The 13,264-nt window shown below is 36.4% G+C and carries 13 protein-coding genes; 11 read left to right on the top strand and 2 right to left on the bottom strand.

The features are described 5' to 3' along the window. Positions 1–50 precede the first annotated feature (50 nt). The 6 genes from ACLMCG_RS00515 (at position 51) to rplI (ending at position 5,133) form a co-directional block, all read left to right on the top strand. Positions 51–1,358, top strand: coding sequence for a dihydrolipoamide acetyltransferase family protein (locus ACLMCG_RS00515; RefSeq protein ID WP_413958387.1), 1,308 nt, complete (start codon positions 51–53; stop codon positions 1,356–1,358). A 261-nt stretch (positions 1,359–1,619) separates the two neighbouring features. After that, complete coding sequence (locus ACLMCG_RS00510) at positions 1,620–2,243, top strand: hypothetical protein (RefSeq protein WP_413958386.1); 624 nt, start codon at positions 1,620–1,622, stop codon at positions 2,241–2,243. A 42-nt stretch (positions 2,244–2,285) separates the two neighbouring features. Continuing rightward, positions 2,286–3,638 carry a chloride channel protein gene (locus ACLMCG_RS00505; RefSeq protein WP_413958385.1) on the top strand — a complete coding sequence of 451 codons (1,353 nt, stop codon included), beginning with the start codon at positions 2,286–2,288 and terminating at the stop codon, positions 3,636–3,638. 204 nt (positions 3,639–3,842) lie between these two features. After that, positions 3,843–4,184, top strand: a complete 342-nt coding sequence (gene rpsF, locus ACLMCG_RS00500; RefSeq protein WP_047374382.1) for a 30S ribosomal protein S6 — start codon at positions 3,843–3,845, stop codon at positions 4,182–4,184. A gap of 32 nt (positions 4,185–4,216) precedes the next feature. Further along, positions 4,217–4,519 carry a 30S ribosomal protein S18 gene (rpsR, locus tag ACLMCG_RS00495; RefSeq protein WP_002979091.1) on the top strand — a complete coding sequence of 101 codons (303 nt, stop codon included), beginning with the start codon at positions 4,217–4,219 and terminating at the stop codon, positions 4,517–4,519. 110 nt (positions 4,520–4,629) lie between these two features. Further along, the gene (rplI, locus tag ACLMCG_RS00490) at positions 4,630–5,133 is read left to right on the top strand and encodes a 50S ribosomal protein L9 (RefSeq protein ID WP_047385291.1); all 504 of its coding nucleotides are present in this window, start codon (positions 4,630–4,632) and stop codon (positions 5,131–5,133) included. A gap of 276 nt (positions 5,134–5,409) precedes the next feature. Here rplI and ACLMCG_RS00485 read toward each other — a convergent pair whose 3' ends face one another. Further along, positions 5,410–6,213, bottom strand: coding sequence for a helix-turn-helix domain-containing protein (locus tag ACLMCG_RS00485; protein WP_413958384.1), 804 nt, complete (start codon positions 6,211–6,213; stop codon positions 5,410–5,412). A gap of 136 nt (positions 6,214–6,349) precedes the next feature. Here ACLMCG_RS00485 and ACLMCG_RS00480 point away from each other — a divergent pair, with 136 nt between their 5' ends. From ACLMCG_RS00480 to ACLMCG_RS00460, 5 genes are all read left to right on the top strand, one after another. Further along, positions 6,350–7,684: a TolC family protein gene (locus ACLMCG_RS00480; protein ID WP_413958383.1), complete on the top strand. Its 1,335-nt coding sequence runs from the start codon at positions 6,350–6,352 to the stop codon at positions 7,682–7,684. 5 nt (positions 7,685–7,689) lie between these two features. Next, entirely contained in the window at positions 7,690–8,736 is a 1,047-nt protein-coding gene (locus ACLMCG_RS00475; protein ID WP_413958382.1) for an HlyD family secretion protein, read from the top strand. A gap of 323 nt (positions 8,737–9,059) precedes the next feature. After that, positions 9,060–10,622: an MFS transporter gene (locus ACLMCG_RS00470; RefSeq protein ID WP_413958381.1), complete on the top strand. Its 1,563-nt coding sequence runs from the start codon at positions 9,060–9,062 to the stop codon at positions 10,620–10,622. 379 nt (positions 10,623–11,001) lie between these two features. Further along, the gene (locus ACLMCG_RS00465) at positions 11,002–12,363 is read left to right on the top strand and encodes an aldehyde dehydrogenase (RefSeq protein ID WP_413958380.1); all 1,362 of its coding nucleotides are present in this window, start codon (positions 11,002–11,004) and stop codon (positions 12,361–12,363) included. A 67-nt stretch (positions 12,364–12,430) separates the two neighbouring features. Next, on the top strand, positions 12,431–12,625 hold the full coding sequence (locus tag ACLMCG_RS00460; protein WP_156118912.1) for a bacteriocin-like protein: 195 nt from the start codon (positions 12,431–12,433) through the stop codon (positions 12,623–12,625). Between the two features lie 42 nt (positions 12,626–12,667). On the opposite strand, the gene ACLMCG_RS00455 is transcribed toward ACLMCG_RS00460, so the two are convergent. Further along, positions 12,668–13,234 carry a thioredoxin family protein gene (locus ACLMCG_RS00455; RefSeq protein WP_223600825.1) on the bottom strand — a complete coding sequence of 189 codons (567 nt, stop codon included), beginning with the start codon at positions 13,232–13,234 and terminating at the stop codon, positions 12,668–12,670. Positions 13,235–13,264: the final 30 nt, after the last annotated feature.

Genomic DNA, 13,264 nt, shown 5'->3' with positions numbered 1-13,264 from the left:
ATAAAAAAACCGATTTTTTTTATATATTTGTCAAAATCTAAAAATCAAAAATGGCAGAATACAAATTATTGCTTCCTTCCATGGGAGAAGGTGTTATGGAAGCGACAATTATCACTTGGTTATTCAATGAAGGTGATAACGTAAAGGAGGATGACTCCGTAGTAGAAATTGCAACAGATAAAGTAGATTCAGACGTTCCGACACCAGTTTCGGGGAAAATCGTAAAAATTTTAAAGCAAAAAGATGAAGTTGCAAAAGTAGGTGAAGCCATTGCTATTTTAGAAATTGAAGGAGAAGGCGCAGCTTCAGAAGAAGTAAAAACTGAAACTCCGGCGGCTACTCCGGATGCTGACACTTTAAAAGCGATTGAAGAGCCTTTACAAGCAACAATTGCTTCAAATGTAGAATTCTCAGGAGACCTTTATCTATCTCCACTCGTAAAATCTATCGCACAACAGGAAAATATTTCTGAAACTGAACTGAAATCTATCAAAGGTAGCGGTTTGGAAGGAAGAATTACAAAAGAAGATATACTAGCATATGTTGCCAACAGAGGAAACCAGCCAGTTCAGCAGGCGGCTCCCGTACAAGCGGCATCCACTCCGAAACCAGCAATATCTGCTCCGGCAGCTACGATTCCGGTAAGTGCAGGTGATGAGATCATTCCAATGGACAGAATGAGAAAGATCATCGCTGAAAACATGGTAAAAGCAAAACAAATTGCTCCGCACGTTACTTCTTTCATCGAAACAGATGTTACCAACGTTGTAAAATGGAGAAATAAAAACAAAGCAATATTTGAAAAACGCGAAGGTGAGAAACTGACTTTCATGCCGATTTTCGTAAAAGCTGTAGTGAAAGCAATTCAGGATTTCCCAATGATCAATGTTTCTATCAATGGTGAAAACATCATCAAAAAGAAAAACATCAACATCGGTATGGCTACTGCCCTTCCGGACGGAAACCTTATTGTTCCTGTTATCAAGAATGCAGATCAGCTATCACTTTCAGGTCTTGCAAAAGCAATCAATGACCTGGCTTACAGAGCTAGAAACAAGAAATTAAGACCTGAAGATACTCAGGGTGCAACTTATACTATTTCAAACGTAGGAAGCTTCGGAAACCTTATGGGAACACCTATCATTCCTCAGCCTCAGGTAGCTATTTTAGCAATCGGAGCTATCGTTAAAAAACCTGCGGTTCTTGAAACAGCTGATGGTGATGTAATTGCAATCAGAAACTTAATGTTCATGTCTCACTCTTATGACCACAGAGTAGTAGACGGTTCTCTAGGTGGAATGATGCTGAAGCACGTTCACGACTACCTTGAAAACTGGGATCTGAACACAGAAATATAAGTAATAAGTAATTAGCAATAGGTAATTTTTGCTGATTTTAAATATTAAACCTTCGATTTAATCGGAGGTTTTTTGTTTTTGGCAGTCAAACATAATAGAATATCAAAAGATTAAACAACACAAAAGATCAATTGAAAATATCCAAATAAAAATCCATTTATTTATCAAATCATCAATAAAACAAATACAATTACACATTATCACAACTTATTTTGAAATTAGATTTATTAGCATTATTTTTAAACAAATAAATACTCAATAATGGATCTGGATTACAGAAAGTATGACATGACAAAATTTTCTGCCTTCACTGAGCAGGATGAAAAAATCATTACTGAAGTTTACGATCAGCTTTCTTTAGATTATGATATTTCAGTGATTGATATTGAAGACTCTCCTTATGAGCAATTCAGTTCGCATGACATGTATCCATTATTCATTCCTCAAATCTGTTACTTGGTAAAAGACAGAAATAATAACGGTTCTTTCTACCTTTTTGTTGTCAGCAAAGTTGGGATTACATCAAGAGGAGGTCGTTTAGGTCGTAAATTTGACACCATTCAACTTTGGGGATTAAAAAAACTTGAAGAAGATTTTGGATATATTTCCATTAACAAGAAAAGATTAATGGATAAGATTGCAGGAATATTCAGCAGTTTTAATATCAACTTTAAAGATCATGATTTTAAAGATTTCTATGTTTTAGGAAGTGATCAATATAAAGCCATGAATTTTTTAAACCAAAAGAGAAAAGAAACAATAAAAGCCTTTCCAAATGAAAATTTTAAACTCGAAGTGAGAAATAATATTCTGAGCTTTGGTTTACCGGAAATACTTACCATTGGAAATAGTGAAATCATCTCAAAGTTTTTAAACGACCTATAATTTCCAGAATTTTACCATAATCTCATCCCTCAAAACAGACAAATGCTGAAAATTTTCACTCTTATAAAAAAATCCGTCAAAAACTCTTTTGACAATATCCGGAACGAACAGCTGAAGCACAACCTTCTTCAGGCTATTCCTTTTTGGATAGGATCCGTTATTACAGGTTTTTTTGCCGTAATGTATGCACAGGTATTTGCCTGGGGTGAACATCTCATGAATTTTATCTTTAACTGGCATGCATGGATGATTTTCATTATTGCTCCCATAGGATTTGTACTTTCCTGGTGGCTGGTGAAAGAATTTGCCCCCAACGCCAAAGGAAGCGGTATTCCGCAGGTAATGGCCGCAGTAGAGCTAGCCAATCCGAAAGAACACCGAAAAATCAGAAATCTTCTAAGTATTAAAATCATTTTTTTCAAAATCCTTTCCTCAGTCATTCTGGTAATCGGAGGCGGTGCGGTAGGACGTGAAGGACCTACCATTCAGATTGCAGGTTCTGTTTTCAGAAAGGTCAACGAGTATCTTCCCGAATGGTGGCCGAAAATCTCCAAAAAGAATATGATTATGACAGGAGCCGCAGCCGGGCTTGCCGCAGCATTCAACACTCCGCTGGGAGGAATTGTTTTTGCAGTTGAGGAACTTTCCAAAACCCATATCAATTATTTTAAAACCGCTCTATTTACGGCTGTCATTATTGCAGGTTTAACGGCTCAGACTTTAGCCGGATCTTATTTATATCTGGGATATCCGAAGACCAACGATGTTTCTTTAATGGTAATGTTCCCTATTGTTCTTGTTGCTGCGGTTGCGGGTATTCTCGCCAGTCAGCTTTCTGTTGCTATGCTCAAAATCAACAGCTGGAAAAAGAACAAACTGAAAACGGATAAGGCCAATGTGATATTCCTGATTATTTGTGCTTTAATTATTGCTTCAATCGCTTATTTCATCAACAGAGAAATTCTGGGCTCTGGGAAAGAAATTATGGAGCGCGTCCTTTTTACGAAGGATAAACACGAAGACTGGTATGTTCCGGTTTTAAGGATGCTTGGCCCTGCACTTTCTTTTACTTCCGGTGGTGCGGGTGGAATTTTCGCCCCTGCCCTCTCAGCCGGAGCCAGTATAGGCTCTGTTATTTCTGGTGCTATTCATTTAACACCCAACGAAACCAATGTTGTTGTTTTGGCCGGAATGGTCGCTTTTCTTACAGGAATTACCCGCGCTCCGTTTACTTCAGCTATTATTGTTTTGGAGATGACTGACAGACATTCCCTGATTTTCCATCTGATGCTGGCAGGAATGGTTTCTTCCATTGCTTCTATTTTAGTAAGCAGGCATTCGTTATACGATGTGTTGAAAGTGAATTTTCTTGCAGAATTAAGACAAAAAGATTAGTCAGAAATCCTGAGTTGAAAGTTGATTTCTTTTAAAAGTAACTATTGAAAACAGTTTTTAATTATAATATGAAGCAATTTCCCAAAACACTAAACTTTAAACTCTCAACCATCAATACTCAACTATTTCACGAATCCTCTTGCATATAAGAAATATATTCTCTACTTTTGCACCTCGAAATAATTAACAAATTCATTTAACATTATGAACAATTACGAAACTGTTTTCATTTTAACTCCCGTTCTATCTGAGTCACAGGTAGAGGAAGCAGTGAACAAGTATGTAGATCTTATCAAAGAAAAGAACTGCGAAATCGTTGCTAAAGAAAACTGGGGATTAAAAAAATTAGCTTATCCTATCCAATTGAAAAAGAACGGGTTCTATACTCTAATCGAATTCAAAGGAGAAGGTAGTGTAGTAGCTGATCTAGAATTAGCATTTAAGCGTGACGAGAGAGTAATCCGTTACCTTACTACGAAACTTGACAAACATGCTGTTGAGTATGCTGTAACTAGAAGAACTAAAGTAAAAGCAGCTAAAGCTTAATTATTAACCCTATTTTTTAAAAAAGACAAGACATGGCAATAGATGAAATGGCTAAACAAGCCTCAGCTGGAGGAGAATCAGAAGTAAAATTCCTTACTCCGCTTGATATCAATACAAAATCTGAAAAGAAATATTGTAGATTCAAAAAATACGGAATTAAGCACGTTGATTACAAAGATGCTGATTTCTTATTACAATTTGTAAACGAGCAAGGTAAAATCTTACCAAGAAGATACACTGGAACTTCTTTAAAATACCAAAGAAAAGTTTCTGCTGCTATCAAAAGAGCAAGACACCTTGCATTACTACCATACGTAGCTGACTTATTGAAATAAGACAAAAAATAAATAAAAGAAGAGGGCAACCTCTTCTTTTGTTGCTGAATAAATAATTAATTCTAACTTGATTTTAGATCACTCTAAAATCTAAAAAAAGGACAACAACAATGGATATCATCCTAAAACAAGACGTAGAAAACTTAGGACTTGAGTTTGATACAGTAAGCGTAAAGCCAGGTTATGCTAGAAACTTTTTAATTCCTCAAGGAATTGCTCTTTTAGCTACCCCTAAAAACAAAGCAGCTCTAGAAGCTACTTTAGAAGCTAGAAAAGAAGAAGAAGCTAAATTAATCGCTGCTGCTAACGCTGTAGTAGATCAATTGAAGAAAACTTCTATCACTATCCCTGCAAAAGTAGGTTCTGGTGATAAATTATTCGGATCTATCAACAATGCTGATCTTTCTGCTGCTCTAGCTAAAGCTGGAGTTTCTGTAGAGAAGAAATACATCAAAATCCCAGGAAACACTATTAAGAGAACTGGTAAAGTAACAGCAAACATCAGATTACACAGAAACGTTGAGTACAATTTCGAATTCGATATCGTATCTGACGCTCCAGTTGTAGCTGCTCCTGCTGCTAAGAAGGAAGAAGTTAAATCTGAAGAAGCTTAATATTAAGCAACTGAGATTTTCTCACCATACAAACCACTTCATTTATTTGAGGTGGTTTTTTTGTTTGTAAACATAGAACATGTAGGTTGTTGATTAGGCAAATGATAAACTACCCCGTCTTTTTGCTTTGCAAAAATCCACCCCTTCAGAGAAGGGGAATTCAGGGAATCCTGACCTATATTATTCCTAATATGCCTGTATTTAAACTTAAATAGCAGCAATTCGTACCACAAATCCCGAATCTCGTATCGCGAAGCCCTCAAACACTCTCACTCATTACTTATCCCCTCTCAGTTTCTGCTGATATTCCGTAGGAGCAATCCCAATTACTTTTTTGAAAATATTACTGAAAGATGACAGGCTATTGTACCCTACCATCATCGCTATTTCATACATATTATATTTTCCTTCCAGCATCAGTTCAAGGGAACGGGTAATCCGTAATGCCCGTAGAAAACGGACGTAATTCATGCCCAGAATCTCTTTAAATTTCCTCGAAAGGGTTCTGGTACTCATCCCAAATTCTTTTGCCGTAGATTCTATGGTAAGAGGCTTCTCAAGGTTTGCATGAATATATCTTGCAATCTTCAGTAAGGTTTCATCTTTTGGGAAAGGATGCTGTATCGGGAATGCCAGATGTTTATTCTTTTTTTCCTGTAAAACCCCTTTAAGAGCTTTGAGAAAATAATATTTAGAGCCATCATTTTTTGTAATTTTCCCATCCCAGTCTTTAGTGTGAAAAATCATCTCCCGAAGCAAATTATTGACGGAATAAATATTAATTTCATCAAAAAAGCCATTTTCATTTTCTTCTTTTTTAAAATAAAAGTTATATAAATCAACTTTCGGACTGGTAGAAAAAATATAGTGAGGTATCCCGGCCGGAATCCACATAAAGCACCTTGCAGGAAGATACCAGTGCCTCTGATCGGTGAAAACATGCACAATACCTCCTTCTGCATAGACTAATTGTGCAGAACTGTGATAATGAATATCTGTTGTTACATTGCCTGTGAGGACATGATAGATATAAAATTCGGCATCATCCTCTTCTACTGCTTCAAAATGGCTGTCATTCATAAAATAAAGATAAGAAGATTTTTTAAATTGGCGTAAATGAGCAAATCTTTTTCTGTTTTCACAAATCGGGAACTATGCTTGTCGCCGTAACTTTGCTGCATCAAAATCATTTTAGCAAAAATCCTTTAATTAATTTATGAATATCATATTTAACGCATGCCGGTATCTGTGCATCGCGTTGTGCTTATTATTGAGCAGCTTTTTACATTCACAGATGATAGATTACCAACACCTCAGCTTACAGCAAGCGGTAGAGATTGGTTTGAAAAACAACAAAAACATACAGATAAGTCATCTAAAACAGGAAATGTCCGCTACCAAAGAGAAAGATCTCAAAATGGAAAAGCTTCCGGACATTGAATTTCATACCAGCTATACCCAGGTAACCAATTTGTATCAGCACCAAAATGGTGTATTTAACAAAGCAACAAAGTATGATGTCATCAATGGGATGTATGACTTTACATTATCTGCTTCAATTCCGGTATACATGGGTGGCAAAATAAAGAATACGGAAAAGAAAGCGGCTATTGACACTGAAATTTCAGCTTTAAGAACGCATCTGGACGAGAGACAACTTACCATGGAAATCATCACAGCTTTTCTGCAGATCCATCATTTAAAGGAACAGCAGAGTCTCATTAATGATAAAATGAAAGAGGATTCTGTCAACATCAAACAAGTAAAAGCTCTTAAAGCTAACGGTGTCGTAACAGTGAATGAAGTATTGAGAACTTCCCTGCAGCTTTCCAATCATAAAATGAGCTGGACAGAGCTGGATAACGATATTCAGATTGCAGAGCATAAGCTGAAAACTATTCTTTCTCTTCCGGAAGATCAGGAAATGCATGTGAATACGGAAGATCTTATTTCGGATAACGCAACAATTCCTTATGTTGATGAATTGACTGAAACGGCTTTAAATAAAAATGAATCCGTTGAAATCACCCACAAAAACCTTTCACTGAAAGAACTGGATCAAAAAATCACCAAAGCGAATTATTTACCCAAAATTACAGCAGGCGGAGAATATTTTTTAAAGTACCCGAATATGATGTTTTTCCCTCCTGAACCCTATGCCTATCGCTTGGGAATGGTTGGGGTAAATCTTACCTATCCTATTGAAAGCTTGTACAAGAATAAGTATAAAATGCAGGAAGCACGGGAAAATATAGATCTTGCTAAACTTCAGATAGCGGAAAATGAAGAAAAAATAAGACACAACGTGTATGAAGCTTACAAGAAGTTTGAAGAAACAGACCAGAAAGTGAAAATTGCTGAAGAAGCGATTGATCAGGCAAAAGAAAACTATCGCATTGTAAGAACAAAATATGCGAATAAACTAAGTCTTATCACTGAACTGATAGATGCCGACAATACTTATCTGGAGGCAGAATCCAACCTTATTTCCGTAAAAATAAACAGACAACTTAAATATTACCAACTCCAATATACGATTGGAAACTTATAAAAACTATGGCACAGAAACAACTGACACAAAAGGAAAAAAGAATCAACAAGTCCATTACTCTACTGGCCTGGATCCTGATCATCAGCGGAATTACAGGAATGGTCAGTTTTTATCTTTTTTCAAGAAAGAATGTCACTACCAACGATGCACAGATCGAACAATATATCACGCCTGTATCCAGCAAGGTTTCCGGGTTTATCAAAACGATAAAGTTTAATGAAAATCAGTTTGTACATAAAGGGGATACTTTAATCATCATAGACAACAGAGAGTTTGTGAATCAGGTACAAATGGCAGAAGCCAATCTCCACGCCAATACAGCTACCATCAGCACTATTGAAAGCGGCGTCAATACCAAAGAAAGCGACACAAAGATCATTGATGCCAAAATTGCTTCTGCAAGAATTGATATCTGGAGAACGGAGCAGGATTATAAAAGATATAAAAACTTACTGACCGAAGATGCTGCTACCGAACAGGAATTTGAGAATGTAAAAGCGTCCTATGAACAGTCAAAAGCCAATCTTATGGCATTAGAACAACAGAAAAATGCAGTAAGAGCCGGAGCCAGCGAACAGCAGACAAAGGTTGCTCCTGTTAAAAGCCAGATACAGCAGAGTAATGCGAGTCTGAGCAATGCTAAACTTTATCTTTCTTATACGGTGATTACCGCTCCTTATGATGGATGGGTCGGAAAAAAGACCATTCAGGAAGGTCAATTGATTAAGGATGGCCAGGCTTTAGTACAGATCGTCAGCAAAGAAAAATGGATCATTGCCAATTACAAAGAAACACAGCTTGGACAGATTGATCAGAGCCAGGAAGTCATCATTACTGCAGATGCGTATCCCGATGTGGAATTTAAAGGAAAAATACTTTCCGTTTCTCCTGCATCAGGATCCCAGTTTTCTTTGGTAAAACCGGATAATGCCACCGGAAACTTTGTAAAAATTGAACAGAGATTTCCTGTGAAAATCATTCTTGACAACAATAAAGACAACGAAAAACTGCTTTCCGGAATGAATGTTCTGGTGAGCGCGAAGAAGATATGAGTTTGAGTGTGGGAGGATTTTAGAGTTTTAGAGTTTTAGAGTTTTAGAGTTTTAGAGTTTTAGAGTTTTAGAGTTTTAGAGTTTTAGAGTTTTAGAGTGCAAAATTACCTTCCAATCAATACATTTCAGACTTTATTTTTTTAGCGAAAAGACAGAGCTGCAAAATAGCGAATCTGCAATTTTTTTCTTGGGCACGTTCGCCATTTTACCTTTTACTTTTACACCTTGCACTTTTGTCTTTTCGCATTTTTAAATTCAGGTACAGCCACGAATTTGCTTATCTGCCTTTTCAGCATTCTTCAATTAATGCTTTCAAAAAAATTATGCAACACAATACAGTTTATCATCAATGGGTACCACAATGGCTGAAACTGCCGCTTCTTATACTGGCATTGTTTCCCCACCTGATGTTGTTGTCGCTTTTACATTCAAACAGCGCCTTCACATCTTCTTTTATGGATGTCGATTCAGATGACATTCAGTATTTAATGATTTTGATGTACGGGACATTTGTGGTTACCCTTTTAGTTATACAAAGGTTTATGGCTTATTTCAGCGTGAAATATTACGTTCTGCTGATGGCTTCCATTTCCGTGATTATCCTTTATGTTTTATCGGTAACACATGATTATCATGTTATTCTGGTGATCCGGTTTTTAGAGGGAATTTTTGGATTGCTGGAGGGTGCTATTTTCCTTCCTCTGATTATTGCCGAACTAAAAACAAGACATGCCAAAGTGGTGGCTTATCTTTTTATGTATACCATCATGCTGACAGGAGGAACAATAACCACTTCCCTATTGAAATCAAGTATTGAAAACTATGACTTCCAGCATATGATCCTCATGATGGCCTACTTTCATGTATTTGTACTGATAATCGGTATTGCTTTATTCAACAGAAACAGATTCTTTCCCAAAAAACCTTTGTACCAACTGGATATTACCAGCTGGTTTTTGCTCTGGGTATGTCTGCAGGCTGGCGGTTATGCAATTATTTATGGAAAAAGATTAATGTGGTTGGAATCAGACACTATTATCATGTGCCTGTTTATATTTCTTCTTTCAGGAGGGCTATTCATGCTTAAACAAAGAAATTCCAGAAGACCGTTGTTTCACTTTGAAGTTTTCAGCTCAAAAAATGTGATTGCTGGAATGATCCTGTTTTTTATTTTCTACCTGATCCGCTCCGGACTTAATAATGTATACACCGTCATGGCTACCGTATGGAAATGGCCGTGGGATTATATTGTAAACATCCAGTACTGGAATGTGGCAGGAACTCTTTTGGGAATATTATTATCTGGAATTTGTCTGGTTCGTGGGGTTTCATCGAGAATTGTTTTCTTTACAGGATTTCTTTTACTCGCCATCGACTGCGCATGGTTTACCTATACTTTTTATCCGGACACTACCCTTTCAACGATTTGTCCGCCCTTATTTCTGCAAGGGGTTGCTCAGGGATTATTATTTACTCCGCTTGTTTTCTTTTTGATTTCAGCAACACCGGAAGAATATGTTGCCAATGCTACAGCTTTAGGGACAACAACCCGTTTCTGGACAACGGCTATCGGGTATGCACTGATGCAAAACCTGATGTTGTTTTTAACCTTAAAACATTCTGATACACTCAGCGCAAACTTTACAGACACCAATCCTGTTTTTTACAGTCAATGGACTCAGGTTTTCGGGGCCAATATTTCAAAACTTTCAGTGAATGATTCTTTATCCATGACAGCAGGAGCTTTTAAGGCTAAAATTACAGCACAATCTATTCTTCTTTCTAATATGGAAATTTTTACCGGACTTTTCTGGCTTGCATTCATTACTGCGCTTTGCTTACTGCTTTATCATCCTGCAAAAATAGCAGTACGAAATATAATGTAATGCTAAAAAGAAGGAAGCTGGAAGCTTGAAGATAGAAGCTACTGAAGACATAAATAACAGATAGATTCGGATAAGATAGTTTCTTAAACGCCAGGAATACACTAAGGGGTATATATTTTCCGTTCGCAAAGGCATTTCATTCACCTATGTACACAATGAATGAACTCTGCTAAGTGTCAGCGCCTTTGCGAACGTAATTTCCCATTTTACAGTCAAATCTTTTGCGAACTTTGCGTTAAATTTAAATTAAGTGATAAACTTACTGTTTCTAACTCTCATCTTCAATCTCCCTTCTTCTCCCACTTTGGCCGGTTTATTGTTCGTCTTTTTCAAGCAGCAATATTGCATAAAGCACTACGTTTAATACAAAAGCTTACCAATGGAAATTGAAAGAATTTTACTGAGCCAAAGAGATTTTTTTAAAACACAGCAAACCAAAAGTCCCGCTTTTCGGAAAATGTATCTTGAAAAGCTTAAAAACCTTATTATTTCTAATGAAAACATGCTGTATGAAGCAATTAGCAAAGATTTTGGAAAATCAAAGTTTGATACTTTCACAACAGAGCTATCCTTCATTCTGAATGACATTAATTATTATATCAAAAACTTAAAATCTCTTTCAAAACCTCAAAAAGTAAAGACCAATCTTGTTAACCAGCTCGGAAACAGTAAAGTTTATGCTGATCCTCTTGGTTGTGTCCTGGTAATCGGAGCCTGGAATTATCCTTATCAGCTATCCCTTTCTCCCATTATTGCGGCTATGGCTGCTGGAAACTGCTGTATTCTTAAGCCTAGCGAAATCGCTGAAAATACAATGAAAGCGATGGCATTCATCATCAATGAAAATTTTCCGTCTGACTATTTGTATGTCTATGAGGGAGGTATTGAAGAAACAACTTCTCTTTTACAATTAAGATTTGACAAAATATTTTTTACAGGAAGTACAAAAGTTGGAAAGATTGTTTATAAAGCGGCTGCAGAACATTTAACTCCTGTAACGCTGGAACTGGGTGGAAAATCTCCTGCAATTGTCACTAAAAATGCCAATCTCGAAATGGCTGCTAAAAGAATTGTATGGGGAAAATTCCTCAATGCAGGACAAACCTGTGTAGCCCCCGATTATCTGTTGGTGGAAGAAACGATTCAGGAGCAGTTTTTGGAAATGCTCAGAAAATATATCAAAGAGTTCAAATATGATCACAATTCTGAACAGTACACAAGAATCATTAATCAACGAAATTTCCAGCGTCTTGTGCGCCTTATTGATAAAGAAAAAATCTATTCCGGAGGACATTTTGATGAGGAAAAACTTTACATTGAGCCTACTATTCTGAACCATATAGATTGGAATGATGAAATCATGCAGGAAGAAATTTTTGGACCTCTGCTTCCTGTAATCCGTTTTCAGAGTTATAATGCAGCACTCAACTCTATTGTAGAGCTTGAAAAGCCACTAGCAGCTTATCTTTTTACCAATAATTCAGAAGAAAAAGAAAACTTTACCCGAAAACTGTCTTTTGGAGGAGGATGTATCAATGATACGGTGATGCATTTAAGTAATGATCATCTTCCGTTTGGAGGAGTCGGAAGTTCAGGGATAGGAAATTACCATGGAAAATATGGTTTTGAAACTTTCTCACATCAAAAAGCAGTTCTTGAAAAAGCCACCTGGGGTGAACCGAACATCAAATATCCACCTTATTCTGAGAAAAAATTAAACTGGATTAAGAAATTAATGTAATTTCCCCAATTGGAGATTTTAAATAAAAAAACAATATATTTACTGCTTAAAACTAAATTCTATAACCATGAAAAATTTGAAAAAATTATCAAGAGAAAAATTAAGTAAACTAACAGGAGGATTATCATGTGCTTCATCTTGCTCGGATGGCAGCATGGTATATATCAGTTCTTGTACTTCGTGTATTCAGTATTCAGGTGCAGCAGCCTGCTATGATGCTAATGGAAAGGGTGCAATACGTATGGAGTTTTGTGCTGCTTAAGATAATAAAAAAGAAACCCGTTTTAATGAACGGGTTTTCTTTTTAAATAACTTTTCCTTTTTCCAGAAATTCTTTTACTTTCTCTTTACTATATCCTTTTCCTTCCTCTAATACCTCACTCTGTTGAACATGAACCTTTTTACCATCTTTATCTAAAATGATAAAAAATGGATAAAACTGCTGTTCTTTAATATTGATATATTGAGAAAAAACTTTTTCATTCTTATTCTCCGGGGAATAGTTCAGATGATAGTAAACATACTTTTTATCTACAATTTCCTTCAGCTCGGGAGTATTCTGCACAAAATTATTAAAACGAAGACACCAGATGCACCAGTTTCCACCGGCCTGGATCATAACATTCTTACCTTCTTTCTTAGCCTGAGCTACCAATTTTTTAATATCTGCCTCTGCGTCCGCTTTTGGATCATAGGGTTTAGGAAGCTTGGCTTTTTCTTCAGCTGCTTTTTTCTTCGCATCTAAGTCTTTCTGCTCAGTAGGCACTATAAGCGCTGTTTTTTGCTTTCCTTTATCCGGGGAGTTCTTCACTTCTTGTGAAAAAGCAAATGCACTTAATCCAAGAGAAGCGAAAATTATCAATTTTTTCATAATATAAAAGTAAAAAAAATAATACATATC

Origin of the sequence: Chryseobacterium sp. S90 (genome assembly GCF_047444895.1) — a bacterium.
GTDB lineage: Bacteria > Bacteroidota > Bacteroidia > Flavobacteriales > Weeksellaceae > Chryseobacterium.
The sequence above is the reverse complement of the archived record's forward strand: the minus strand, read 5'-3'. Positions and strand labels throughout refer to the sequence as shown.